8 protein-coding genes are annotated in these 13,077 nt (G+C 56.6%); 3 read left to right on the forward strand and 5 right to left on the reverse strand.

All coding sequences use genetic code 11. The annotated features are described in order from the left end of the window. The coding region (locus tag V5A26_RS10125) for a hypothetical protein (RefSeq protein ID WP_332322422.1) at positions 1 to 814 on the forward strand (814 nt) is incomplete at its 5' end. Positions 815 to 1,056: 242 nt separating this feature from the next. Beyond that, a complete protein-coding gene (locus tag V5A26_RS10130; protein ID WP_332322423.1) occupies positions 1,057 to 4,221 on the forward strand; it encodes a hypothetical protein in 3,165 nt (1,054 codons plus the stop codon). A gap of 596 nt (positions 4,222 to 4,817) precedes the next feature. Here the strand turns inward: V5A26_RS10130 and V5A26_RS10135 are convergent. After that, entirely contained in the window at positions 4,818 to 6,005 is a 1,188-nt protein-coding gene (locus V5A26_RS10135) for an MFS transporter (RefSeq protein WP_332322424.1), read from the reverse strand. A 279-nt stretch (positions 6,006 to 6,284) separates the two neighbouring features. Between V5A26_RS10135 and V5A26_RS10140 the strand changes: the two genes are divergently transcribed. Beyond that, on the forward strand, positions 6,285 to 6,434 hold the full coding sequence (locus tag V5A26_RS10140) for a hypothetical protein (protein WP_332322425.1): 150 nt from the start codon (positions 6,285 to 6,287) through the stop codon (positions 6,432 to 6,434). 261 nt (positions 6,435 to 6,695) lie between these two features. Here the strand turns inward: V5A26_RS10140 and V5A26_RS10145 are convergent, their stop codons facing one another. The 4 genes from V5A26_RS10145 to V5A26_RS10160 form a co-directional block, all read right to left on the reverse strand. Then, positions 6,696 to 8,897, reverse strand: a complete 2,202-nt coding sequence (locus V5A26_RS10145) for an amino acid permease (RefSeq protein ID WP_332322426.1) — start codon at positions 8,895 to 8,897, stop codon at positions 6,696 to 6,698. A 40-nt stretch (positions 8,898 to 8,937) separates the two neighbouring features. After that, positions 8,938 to 9,636, reverse strand: a complete 699-nt coding sequence (locus V5A26_RS10150; protein ID WP_332322427.1) for a universal stress protein — start codon at positions 9,634 to 9,636, stop codon at positions 8,938 to 8,940. Between the two features lie 601 nt (positions 9,637 to 10,237). Then, on the reverse strand, positions 10,238 to 11,455 hold the full coding sequence (locus tag V5A26_RS10155; RefSeq protein ID WP_332322428.1) for an RNA-guided endonuclease InsQ/TnpB family protein: 1,218 nt from the start codon (positions 11,453 to 11,455) through the stop codon (positions 10,238 to 10,240). Positions 11,456 to 11,998: 543 nt separating this feature from the next. Continuing rightward, entirely contained in the window at positions 11,999 to 12,832 is an 834-nt protein-coding gene (locus V5A26_RS10160; RefSeq protein ID WP_332322429.1) for a phosphosulfolactate synthase, read from the reverse strand. Between the last annotated feature and the right edge of the window lie 245 nt (positions 12,833 to 13,077).

Genomic DNA, 13,077 nt, shown 5'->3' on the forward strand with positions numbered 1-13,077 from the left:
CAGAAAACTACTGACCGTCGGGGGAGCTATTTTTCTCGGTTCACTCGCTGGCTGTTCGGGTGTGAATCCACTAGATGGCGGTTCATCGGGTGGATCTGGGGGGACAGGACCAGGCGGAATAGCGATTCCATCCGGTTTTGAGAGCCAATCAGCGCCCCCTATCCCGAAGGAGGGTGTCTCGATTGCCGTGTATGTGGGATCGGGGTCCTCCGAGGAGGCCCTCACGGCCTTCAAGAGTGCAGCTGAAGACGCCGGCTGGGAGAGTGCGGGGTCTGCCAGTGTTTTGGGTGGACAGTGGTCCGGTACCGCATTCAAAAAAGTGGAAGAAGGAGAAGGGCTGCTCATCCACACACAGCAGACGGAGGATCAGGTCATCGTAACTGTCCTTCATGCCTCTCAGGGTGAGTTGGGAATCGCGGATTCAGGCGATAGCTCCGAGGATACGCCGGAGGAAACGGAGGCCGAAGAGGCGACTCCACCGCAGTCGGACGTGGAAGGGGAAGACCATCCAGACGTGCCACGGTATCCTGGCTCCGTTAGAATCGATCATTATTATATGGAGGTAAGCGACCAGGCAGTTTTGGAAAATACGTATCTGGCTGAAGCAACTGTCGATGAAGTCGGAACGTTTTACGATGAGACGCTACCTGAACATGGCTGGACTATCGAAGTGGAGGGGATCGAAGATGGCGAACACAAGCGGTTCGCAGTGAAGGAGGACATGCAACTTATAGTTACCTGGGAAGCCTCTAACGAGTACGACGGATACATCGAGATCTTTACTGAGGTGTCTTTCCCAGCCCCATCTGAATGATCAAGGAAACGGACAATGAAGTCAAAATCCAGGATGACAATGGTGTGTGTAAAACCGAAGTCACTCGATTATGGGCAGGATGAGGCCACAGATACCCGATTGACGGAGGGCCCCTCGCTTGTGGATCAATCGATCAGCCGTTCAATTGGTCGCGGGAGGAGCTTCGAAGGGCAACTGGATACGACTCGGGCAGTGGGCCATCTTCAATCAGGGACCGTTCATCGACAGCGGAGGCCGTTTCAATGACTGACCTCGAAGGACTCTCTCGTCGGGACCTCCTCAAGGCTGGGACGCTTACTGCCATCCTCGGAGCCGGCGGCTACGGTGTCTGGCAGGGGCTGGAGGGAGCCGACCTGGGCCTGGGCAAAGAATCCGACCTTCCGTTTACCGTTTGGCGAGAGATCCGGGACGTGCTTCAGACGAGTTCGACGCATCTTCCGGCCCGGGCCGAGCAACGGGTGGACGAGGGGGACGCCGAGGGAGCCTATACGCTGGTGAAGGAGGACATCGTGACGTTACCCGGCGGATTGAACGAAATGGGCGAGCAGGGTCGGGTTGTTCGGTGGGGCCCCAGGACGACGCTTCGGGGCGGAGCTGGAACAATGCGTGAGCAGGCGGAACTACTGGCCTCGCTTTACGAGGATATGGGCTATGACACGCGGCTTCGAGTGGCCAGCGAGCCACTCTCCGAAGGGGACAGCAAAAATCTCCTGTACGACCCCCCCGATCTTGAATTCGACCCCGACGTGGACGTCGAGACGACGGAGGAGTGGCTTGACCGTCTCGACACAGAGCCAAAGGAAGAGGACCAGGTCCGATTGGACGCCAATGGTGAAACGAGTGCTGCACTCGGCGATTCGATTCTGGCGGCGCTGGAACCACTTTCGGACAGTCTCCCTCATCAGCGGTCCTTCGACCACGGTGGCGGGGGGAACCCACTCATCGTCGAAGCCGAAGACGATGAGGAGACGATCTACGCTGACCTCTTCTCGCCGGCTGCATCCTTCGACGACCCGGTGGACGAGCCATCGGCGATGGAAGACGCGCCCGACCGGATCGACCCGGGGACCGTTTCCATGACGCTTTCCGCTCGCAAAGCACGTTCCGGGGACGTCGTGGAACTGGTTAAGGGCGAGTGGCCGGTCGAAATCGTGGCCGGTCGACAGGTTCGGGTCCAGACCCTCCCGAGCCCGGATCCGATCGACGTTCCTTTGACCCGCTGTGTCGACGTCGAACAGTTCCATCCAGCGCTCACGCTTCAGGGCCGGGGTCTGAACAAGAATGAGGCTACCGAGAATACGTTTGTCGGGGACGGCGTCACACGGTCCGGGGACCGAATCGCCTTCGATGGGGATACGATGACACGAAACGGCACGCCAACCGTGACTGGCTCGGACCAGCGGGACCCGGGATCGGTGGACTCCCTGTCCATGACGGCCGTGGCGGAGCAGTTTCCACGTGTGCGACTCGAATTACAACCCCGGGACGAAGACGGGCAAGTAGTGGGCGGCCTCAACCCCGGGGCGTTTCGTGTTGAGGACAACGGCGAATCGGTAATGCCGACCCTCGTCTCGAATCGCCCCTCTCCCAGGGTAATGGTTCTCTGGGACGCCTCTGACAGCATGCCCGATCAGTACAGCGGGGAGGAACTGGACGCGTTCGTCAACGAATTACGAGCCGACATCAAGGCTATCGACGAAGATGCGGTCGTCAAGACCCAGTCCACAAAACCCTGGAGTGATACTGGTAGCCGGTTTGCAGGATCCTACTCGCATCTCTGGGAATTTGCCACGAAAGCTCCCACCGGCGAGACGAACCTCCTCGTGTTTGTTACCGATGACCACGCCTGGGACGACAAAACACCTTCCATCGCCCGACAACTCGAAAATGGGCCGCCCGTGATCGGACTTCACGTCGAAGCGAGCGATGAGGTCGGAGAGGGCCCACTCAAGGAGATGGCTGACCTATCTGGGGGCCGCGCCATTCCAGCGGCGGACCGGACGAGTGCCCGAGAAGCAATTGGATCGTTCATCAGTGAGGCCAGAGAGGATCTACCCGGGTACATCGTGAGCTACGAGGCCACTGACAGATCGGCTGGCTGGCATTCGGTTTCGGTCGAAACCACTTCTAGTGAGTCGGTGTCAGCGACGACGGAGTACGAGGTCAATGAGCCTGATCCCTTCGGCTTCGATCAATTACGACTTACCATCGAACACACAGGTGCCGAAGGGGAAACACGGAGCGTCACGCGGACGATTGCCGGTGATGACGGCCTTCCGTCCGTCTCGGATCTAACGGAGGAGGATGGCGATGAAGAAAGTGTCACCACGCAGGAACCGCCAGATTCGGATGGTGCCGAACTGCCCGAAGACGTCCTCGACGTCGAGGGAGCGCTGTTCGGGGAGACTGTCGTCTCCTTCGAGGGGTGGGGCGTTCCATTTGCCGTGCGGGCCGACGATATGATCGACGCACGAATGACCCACCAACCCGTTCACGAAGCGCTGTTGGAGGAAGGCCCCAAACAGGCGAACAATCGTCGCCAGGAGGAGGGACTCGCGGCACTGCCTCCCAACCTCTTGGCAGCCCAGTCCCCGTACCCGGATGCCGTCACGGCTGACTCGGTGACCTATCCCGACGGGTTGCGCGTGGCGATGCATCACCAACGGCCGTCGTTTATCAACAACGCTGCCCAGATGTCCATGGACGTCTTGCCGCTTTCACGAGTGACGACGGCAGCAGCCGACAGTAATCGACGAATCAGACTGACGACACGCCGCACTGCCCGGACGGCCGTGGTCGAACGGGAGTTCTACGACCGCTCCGCAGGGAGCGTCCTCGACGATGCGACTCTCGTCAGAAGGGGAAATATCGAAGAGGACTCCGCTCGGCGCGAGGCGCTCAATCACCTCTCGGAACGCGCTATCGGCCTTCGCGACGACGACCATCCCGACAGAATTCTGTTGGTCGACGAGGCGGGGACGGGACTGGTCCACTGGGAACTCGACCCCGAAACCGGTGCCGTGCGTGGCATCCTGCCGGACGCGAGCGGCGGTGGCTCGATTGAAGAAGATGTGCAGGAGATGCTCGAACGCCTCGATCGGATTTACCAAGTGATGGACATTTACATCGATGTGGCCACTATTGGTATCGCCGGGCCGCCGTCGGCCGCGTACGGAGCCCTCCAACAGTACATGAAATTCCTAGCCAAACTCTACGGCATCGCGTCGACAGCCATCGCGATCGGTCGGGCGGATGGGATCGAAGAAGAGATCGCCGACGCCGTCAGGCAACTGCTTTGCCACATGGCGAAAGGGGTTGGCACAGAGGTCGTCACGTACTACGGCAGTGAAATCATCATGAAAGCGCTCTATGCGGCGATAGATGAGGAACCACCGTCAATCTGTTGAGGGGGCGCAAGTTCTATCGTGCGGACCGCTGCTACCACAAAACACGTCCGAACTACCGCGGAAGGCCCTTTGAAACCTCATCTGTCTGCCAGCTACAGATTGGCGGAGGAACGGTTACTAGTTCTGTGAATGCAAGCGATGGCCGAGGGCTGCATACATGCTCTGAGGGGACAAAGGATTTTCACGGACGGGATACGCACTAAATCTCCTCTTTGGACGGTTCACTACCTCACGAAATCTTTCAAATTGTTACTACGAGCGACTCTGAGGAAAAAACCGACTATCAACACCGCTGTTTTCGACCGCTTTGTTGCCTCATAGAGGTGTCCCGACACTCGTTTGAGATTCGTCCCGATAGCTTTCGCTACCGTTGGGTTCCTCACCTTGATTCTCCCTGAGATTTTCGTCCGTTTGCCGGACCGATGATACACTTCAGTAACCGTCGATTCGGCTCTGGCGATACCAAATGCATATACCCCGCCTAATGAAGTTTTGTTGAAACCAAGCATGCAGCATTCGTCAATCACCTTTGTTTGACCCAACTGATAGAAAATATTTCACCGACAGTGACCTTTACTTAGCGATGAACGAACATCTCACGGGAATCCGCCAGTACGAGAACGTCCGAACCGTAAGAAGAATGGAAAGGTGGTCAGCGCAATAAGCAACTCAAGCCCCCCGGCGACCAAAAAGGCCGCCAGATAACCCATTGCGGACGCGATGGACCCGCCAATGAGCACCCCCGCCAGGAATCCCAGACTACCAAACACATTGAAACCCGCCATTGCCACGCCACGCCGGGTTTCACGGGCAATATCGGTGACCAATGCCATAGTCGCGGGCGCCATCAATGCTCCAAGCAAACCAACCACAATCATCATCACCCCTGCAGTTTCAACCGTGGGTGCAATTCCGACCCCCCACACGCCGATACCGTAAACAGCTGACCCGACCACGACCGGTCCTGTGCGACCCACCCGATCCGAGATAATACCAAACGGGTACTGGAGGAGCGCAAACGGTACAAAAAACAATGCCAGCATGAGTCCGGTTGCGCCAGGGCTCAACTCGAAGCTATTTCTGAAGTAAAGAGTGCCGACAAGGGCGAAAAATCCGGCAGTGAACCGGTCAATAAACCCGTACGCGAAGGGTACGACCAAGTCCGGTTGGTCACGCAATCCCTTCAGAACGTCAAGCATGGTGGTCCGGTCGGGAGCGGGCGCCCTGTCCTGTATCGAGTGCGCCAATACCCCAACCCCGAGGAGGATAACGGACGCGAAGTAAAGCGGGATGAACGGCCCTATCTCGTAAAATTGGCCCCCAAGCGGCGATCCAAGTGACATCCCGAGACCGATGGCGATGCCGGCTGCGCCCATGTTCCGACCGTGGCCACCGGGGAGATCCATGAGCATTGTCATTGCCAGGGACAGAGCTCCGATGGTTGCAGCGCCTTGGATAACCCTGAATCCGATGACGGCGATAAATGGAAGCGAAGTGAACTGGGGAATCAAGCCAAGAATGGCGTATCCGATTGCCCCTCCGACCGCGCCCAATACGATGAACGGGCGCCGTTTGCCAGCGGAATCACTGGCCGCACCCCAGACCCCCGCAAAGACGATGAACGCAATGAATTCGGCCGCGAGAAACCACATCGAGGCATTGATCTCGGTCGTCGAGCCGAATGCCACTACCAGCGTATCGATCCCCGGATAGAGGAGCACCTGGGCGAGGAGAACGCCAAACACGATGGCCGATAGCAAGATCCGATCCCGACGTGTTGTCATAGGTCTTTTCGTGCGATGAGATATTTCGGTAGGTGGGACAAGCCTCTCGTTTACATCGAATAACACGCAACTACATAATCGCAGGGTATGTTTTGCGGCTACAGGTTTTGATTTCCAAAGGGTAGTAGCGGTTCTATAGAAATCGTCCAATTGCTCGACGGGTATCATTGCATAATTACCGATACCCATTATTCGTGTCTTCTCGAATATGCCTAATTCTGGTTTTGGCATCAGAAATCGGAATCATCCTTAAGACAAATAAATATAAAAACAGTAACTATGACATCTCCTACGGAGATCCAGGTCCTGCATGTGGATCCCGCACCCGATTTCGCCGAACGGACGGCCAAGTTTCTACAGCGCAAAGACGAGCGCATCTCCGTTCAATCAGTGACAAATCCAGGTGAAGGAAATCGCAGACGCCCATAGTTGGGAGATGGCAATCACCGAAAGTGAATCGGGCGGTGCTCGGTTCGAGTTCACTGGTCTTGATGTTGTCAAGTGACTTATATAGCTTCTGAGTCTTGCACGCCTCTTTTGACAGTAGTTGAATAGATCAAGCCGGGTCGTGCTAAGAGACAACGCGCGTATGCAGCAATCAATTAACCGTTAAACGGCCACATCCTTTGGCTGATTGCCTGTATTTGAGTTGGAAATCAGATTGATTCGGTCCGAAACACGGCTATCACGTTACTCGCCAGAAATGTTGGTCTCACCGCGGATTAACATGACATTCCCGGACGCCTTCAAGGCGATCTGTTCCGTAAAGCTCCCATACGGGATGCCAGTAATATTAGCCCGATGTGACAGTCCGATACAAACCGATTCATACGCTTCGATCGTCCCCGCTAACGCCGTCTCAATGTCGTCAGTGACCAAGACTTCTCGTTCGTACTCGTCTGATTCGAGTCCAGCCGACCTCGCAATATCGTCAATGACGTCTCGTCCCGATACGACGGATTCTTGACCAGCATGCCGTTTTGCTGATTGGACGAACAACAACGTTGGGATCGTTCCGTCAACAGTCGCGAACTCAAAGGCCCGTCGAGCAACGACTGGAGCGTTCTGTCCCGGAGCAACGAGGGCGACGGGTCTACCAACAGTATCCTCTTTAAATTCTACGAGGGAGACATCGCACGGTGCCTTTTTAAGGACTGGATCGATCGTCTGGCCGAACGTGAACTCGCCATCGCCGACATTACCATCCCAGCCAAACAGTAGCTGATCTGGATCTTCATCCGCAATCGTGTCCAAAATAGCGGTGCTGACATCTGGGGCAACAATTGCTCGTGTCCGGAGCGAAACATCCCGCTCCTCGGCAATCCTATGCGCAATCTGGAGAAGGTCTCCCTGGTGGTCGAGCCGCTCTGACTCGATGTTCTGTCGTGGTGCGTCACTCGGGCCCTCGGCGACGTTGATCGCCACGAGTTCCGGCACACCATGCTCTTCATTGGCGTGAGCAGTTGCTGCTGCAAGTCTGAGCAGACCTTTCTGGGTTTCCGGGTTGGAAATGGGAACGACGACGCGATAAGGCTCGCCTGATGGACCGGTAATGGCATCTCGAATGAAACCGCTTCCCACGGTTCGACTTCTCGCGTAGATGAAGTACCACACAATACCCACGGCGATGATTCCAGAGCCGATCATGATGATTGTTGGCGACATTTGAGAAATGACCACGACCGTGAGGAGGATTCCAAGTACCGGCACCAGCGGATAGAACACCCCCGGGAGTTCAAATGACGGTTCGTACTCGTCGGGATTAGCTCGCCTGAACACCACGAGAGAGACATGGACCAAGAGATAGGCCACGAGAAAGCTGAAACTTGCTGTCTCGGCGAGGAGGGGGATAATGCTTTCCACGCTGAGCCCGAGTGCGATCAGGAGCGCCGTCGCGCCACCAGTGGTGAGGATCGCCCGGTGGGGCGTATAGAACCGATCGTGGCTTTCATTGAGCCACTCGCTCATGAGCCCATCGCGGCCCATCGCATAGATCACTCTTGAAGCGGCGAGAATCGAGGAATTCGAACTTGAGATGGCCGCGATAATCGCGGCGAACGCAATCCCCACGACCCCAATTACGCCCATGGACACTTCGGCAACCTCAGAAACTGGAATCGGCGAATTCCCAAGCACATCGATCGGGACCACACCGGTGCTCACGATCATAACCAGCGCATACAGAAGCGTCACCAAAACCACAGAGAGGACCATGGTCAGTGGAATCGTTCGACCCGGGTTCTTGATCTCACCGGCCACCGTGGCGATAATTTCGAAGCCGAGAAACGAGACGAAAACGATGCCGGTGGTCGCAATGATACCGGTCGTCCCCGTCGGGGCGAACGGCGTGAGGTTTGTCGAGTCGATGAAAAAGATCCCGACAGCAACGAAGACGAGCACAATCGCTGTCTCGGTGCCGATCATGATGTTTTGAAGCGCGCTTGATTCGTCTGTCCCGTAATAATTCACCCCGATGAGGAGTGCTACCCCCATGAACCCGAGCGCGATCACGAAATGACGTCCGTCGAGGCCCGGGATCGGCGAGACGATGTACTGACCGAACCCGACCATATAGAAGGCGCTCGCAAACATCAATCCGGTCCACATTCCCCATCCCACTATCGCACCGAACAGGCCACCGAGTGCACGGTTGACGTAATGATAGCTCCCACCGGCGATCGGCATGCCGGTTGCAAGTTCCGAGAGGGAAAGCGCTGCCAGTAGCGCGACCAGCCCAGCGATAACATACGAGACCGCACTCGCCGGGCCTGCATTGCGGGCTGCAATACCTGGGAGGATGAATATTCCAGCACCAATCATCGTTCCTCCACCCAGGGTCATGGCTTCTACGAAGCCCAACGTCCGCTCCAGTCCCCCGTCTTCCGCGCTCATTGAAATAGCGTCTTCCTGATGGCGCTTTTACCGGAATCCTTCATTTGACGTCCCTCACAATGAGTGCCGGAATTGATATATCGTCGATGATGCGAGAGAGGACATCACCGATGATCCGCTCACGAAGCGACGGTTCGGTTTCGCCAAGGATGACTATGTCATACTCCTCCGCTCGCGTGACAATATCCCGGTAGGGATCCCCGTCTTCGACGATCTGACAGTCGATGCGCTCCGCATCGATGCCGAATTGAGTTATTCGGTCGACGGTCCCGCGGAGAAGGAGCTCTCGCTTACTTGAGTCCACGTCTCCATCAATCGAATGAAAAAAGGTCGCGGTCGCCTGACTACCTTTGAGAAGTTCCACGACGACGGAGATGATCCGTTCGTTGTTCACATCTCCCCGTATCGGGACGATAATACGCTCGATTTGGGCGACGTCTCTGGGGGTCAGCACGGCATCACAGTCGTACTGGTCGGCGACTCGGTCGATGGTTGCCTCCCTATCGTGTGTGAACACCAAGACTTCGGTTATGTCGTTTCGTTCTTTGGCGATCGAATCGAGTCTCGTTTTCGCTTCCACCTCGTATTCGTGTTTGATGAGTGCCGGTTCCGCCTGATCCGGGACGGGGAAGTACCCGAGAAGAATGACTTCGAACGGCTGAAGGAAATCGAGGATATCGAAAGCTGGAGGTTCCGACTGAGAGATATCGACCGGAACCAAAATCGATAATTCCTCCATCGGGGGCATCGTACGAAGGTAATTAGCGGGGTAGTGTTGTCAATCCTTCGTGTGTTTTGGAGTGTGCCCGAACTGTGGTTCAAATGTCTCCCCAGTCACCGAATACTCGGCTGAGGAACGTGGGTACGGATCCTTGACATCCTCCGCCGCGTGACCACGGTGGAATCCCGAGTCAAGCAAATCAAAGATTTGCGTCCGTCGCAAACCTCCGGTTTGCTCAGCGGTGGGAGTTTCAGGGCTGCAACCACGGATACCGCCACTTTTCGAGAACTCGTTTCAGCCAGTCGTCGTGGCCGGTGGCTGCCTGGCGTTGACGAGAGCAAAGCTCTCGTTCGCACATCAGAAATCAAAGAATTCTGAGGACGGTGCCAAACCGCCGGTACTCCGATCCTCCACCATGTTTGGACGCTTCGTGTTGGTTTTGCCACGGAGCGTCCAGCAGACTTCGACGGACTCGGTGTTATCTTCGGACTTGCTCGACCAACGGGCACGAGACGATCGAGCAGCCAAACGTCCATCAGCGAACTGTGTTGGAGGCCGTGGCAACAAACGGTAAATCGCCTCGGGGTCAAGCCCCGAGGCTTTCGCGTGGACTCCCGTTCTATGCCTCAGTAGAGGCAGGAGGTACGTATTCCCCGCTCACGTTCAGCGTCCCGCGATTTAAGCGCACATCTACGGGTGCGCCTCCGTCGCCTGCATTTTGCCTGCGACGGAGATACTGCAAACCGATATTCTTGGAAGCGTTGTAGTCCGCGTGGTTCTCATACCCACACTTTTGGCACTCGAACGTTTCTCCTGACCGATTGTCGTCGTGGGTAAACCCACACGTTGAGCAACGCTCCGACGTATTTCGAGGGTCAACCTGTTCGGCCTCGATACCGTGTTCTTCGGCCTTGTATTCGACGTACTCGTAGAGTCGTCGGAACCCCCAAACGTGTTGCCACGTCGCCTCGGGGATGTTCTCCCGAATGTAGGTCAAGTCTTCAAACACGATGTGCGAACAGTCGTTCTCGACGGCCTCCTCGATGAGTTGGTTAGCCACCGTGTGTAGGTGTATCTCGAAGCGTCCGTACTCTTTCTGCCCGACTGACTCGATGTTCTCGTGGGCGTAGCGAGACCCGCATTGTTGAAGGGATGCACGGCGTTTCTCGTACTCTCGTCGCCAATGGTTGAATTCGTCTGCCGACCAGAATCTTCCTGTCGAAGCAACGGCAAGATTGTTCACGCCCAAATCCACACCAAGGACTGTTCTGTGCTTGGACTCGGATTGGGGCGATTCCTCATCTGCTTCGACCTTTCGCATGGAGGCGTGGAGATACCAGTCACCCTCGCGGTACTGCAAGTACGCCATCCGAAACTCGAAATCCTCGTCGGAGACGTACTTGGTCGGCGGAGTCTCCGAGTCATCGGGGATGATGTAGTCGCACTCGACGCGCCCATCTACGGTCGAAAGAGAAACGTGGTCGCGGTGGAACGTCGCACTCCGCTTGTCGTACACCGCGCTTTCAGCGGAAAAGTACGGTTGCGACGTATTCTCGCCACGTTTGAGTCGTTTGACTCCGCTTTTGACGGCTTCGACTGCCCGGCGTATCCCCTTCTGGACGAGATTTGCAGTCAGGTCGGTTTCATCGCGGAGTCGATCGTAGAGGGCGCGTTCGGCTTTCGCTTTTGAGGTGACGTGGTATCCCTCGTCGCCGTGCCAACACCACTCGCTCGCGGTGTTGGCGCAGTGTTTGAACTGCTCGACAGTCTCTCGAAGGAGCGAGTCGGCTCCTTCGGGCGTGTCGAGCTTGATGACTGCCGTACGACGATACTCCACTGTGTTTTCACATATATAGTTAATGTTACTTATATGTTTGGGAGTCGTCCTGCCGTCGTAGGATGGCTTGTCTCATTGGTTGTCGGCTTCCTCCCCGACCTCAAGGGTCGGGGCATCCGCCTTGCACCGCCTGTGAACTTCGACCCGGAGAAATTTTTGATCCATATTCCGCCAAAGTTACGGAGCCGAGATCAAAACGGACTGTTCGAAAGTATCTCGGCAAACTCGAGCAGTACGAGTTGGTGAAAGGCGAGGGGCAGGCTCAATCACGGACCTTCAAAAATGGTATTTGTACGAGTGGTTGGGAGTTGGCCTTGCCATCGAGCGTGGTTTGCGTCATCGAGTGTCGGCTTCCTCACCGACCTCAAGGGTCGGGGTATCCGCCACGAAATTTGATGAAATCAGGCATCTAAACAAGACCCAGAGAGTGTATGCAGCAAACACTCCAAACAAGAATTACTGATCGCTGACCGCTAATTGCAGACGGTATGTAAGTCTCAGTGCGAGTTCCGTCCGGACGAGTGCGGTCAAACATCGTGCTCGTTACTCGCGGAGACCTTTCCAAGTGACAGTGCGGCCCCACGTCGTCGCCTTGCCCCACAGGCCCGAGCGCATACACTCCAGCTCGACGATCTGGCTGTTGTCGACGAATAGGTTCACCTCGGGCCCGAAGTTCTTGATGTACCACTCGAACATCTCCGGGCCCGGCGCCTCGAACACCAGATTCTCCGTGCCGAGTTCGTTGGCGATCCGGTAGGCGACGTCGGTGCGCCACTCTTCGACCTCTTCGGTAATCCCTTCAGCCTCGACCATCAGCAAGTCCGCGCCTGCGTCGAGGTGCTTTCGCCCCTCCTCGATTGCCTGTTCGGGATCCTGCTGGCCTTGACGCTCCAGTTCCTCGGGATCAGAGGCACCGCCCGCGCCGAACTGGACATTGATTTCGGGTTTCGGTTCGATATCGTACTCCTCATCTGCCACCTCGGTCAGGCGGACGATGTCGTCGCTACCCATTGCGAGGAATCCACTGGAGATCTCGACGACGTCGAACCCAAGGCGCTCGGCTTCCTCGAAGTATTCGTGGATCTTGTCGTTGTCCCGCACGAGGACGTTCTCGATGTACCCTCCAGTGGAGACCTTCACGTCGTGTTCGTGGCAGATGTCGATGAGTTCTGTGACGGCGTCCTCGGGCATCAGCGCGAACGATCCGCCGGAGAACTTGTAGATGTCGACGTACTGGCCCATCGTCTCCAGGATATCCCGTAGCTCCCGAGGGCCCATCGGATCGTAGTAGGGCCCCCGAATCTCCGTGATGCCCTCCTCACGTGGCTTCTCCTCCCTCTCGTTGTGGTGCAGGAACTCGAAGGTACGGTCAACCATCGTTCATGCGGACATTCGTCCGCCTGGCACTTAGAGACAGCGTCAGAAGGGAAGCGGACTGCCGTTGCCACGTCTGGTCTGAACCTATGCCAGCAATCCTACGAGGTTGTCGACGTCGGTCGATTCGAGATTTCTCACCGTTTCGACGATCTCCGCGCGACGGAAGGCGTCGAACTGGCTCGCCGAGGCATGGAACTTCGCCTCGACCTGGTCCCAGTCCATCGGCTGCGTGGGATGGCCCTGGA

This window comes from Halodesulfurarchaeum sp., from assembly GCF_036626455.1.
GTDB lineage: Archaea > Halobacteriota > Halobacteria > Halobacteriales > Halobacteriaceae > Halodesulfurarchaeum.

What these genes read in the sequence shown, in the direction of transcription:
- V5A26_RS10150 (WP_332322427.1), bottom strand. Translation starts at nt 9,636, where the DNA reads ATGGAGGAATTATCGATTTTGGTTCCGGTCGATATCTCTCAGTCGGAA.
- V5A26_RS10145 (WP_332322426.1), bottom strand. Translation starts at nt 8,897, where the DNA reads ATGAGCGCGGAAGACGGGGGACTGGAGCGGACGTTGGGCTTCGTAGAA.
- V5A26_RS10140 (WP_332322425.1), top strand. Translation starts at nt 6,285, where the DNA reads ATGACATCTCCTACGGAGATCCAGGTCCTGCATGTGGATCCCGCACCC.
- V5A26_RS10135 (WP_332322424.1), bottom strand. Translation starts at nt 6,005, where the DNA reads ATGACAACACGTCGGGATCGGATCTTGCTATCGGCCATCGTGTTTGGC.
- V5A26_RS10130 (WP_332322423.1), top strand. Translation starts at nt 1,057, where the DNA reads ATGACTGACCTCGAAGGACTCTCTCGTCGGGACCTCCTCAAGGCTGGG.
- V5A26_RS10160 (WP_332322429.1), bottom strand. Translation starts at nt 12,832, where the DNA reads ATGGTTGACCGTACCTTCGAGTTCCTGCACCACAACGAGAGGGAGGAG.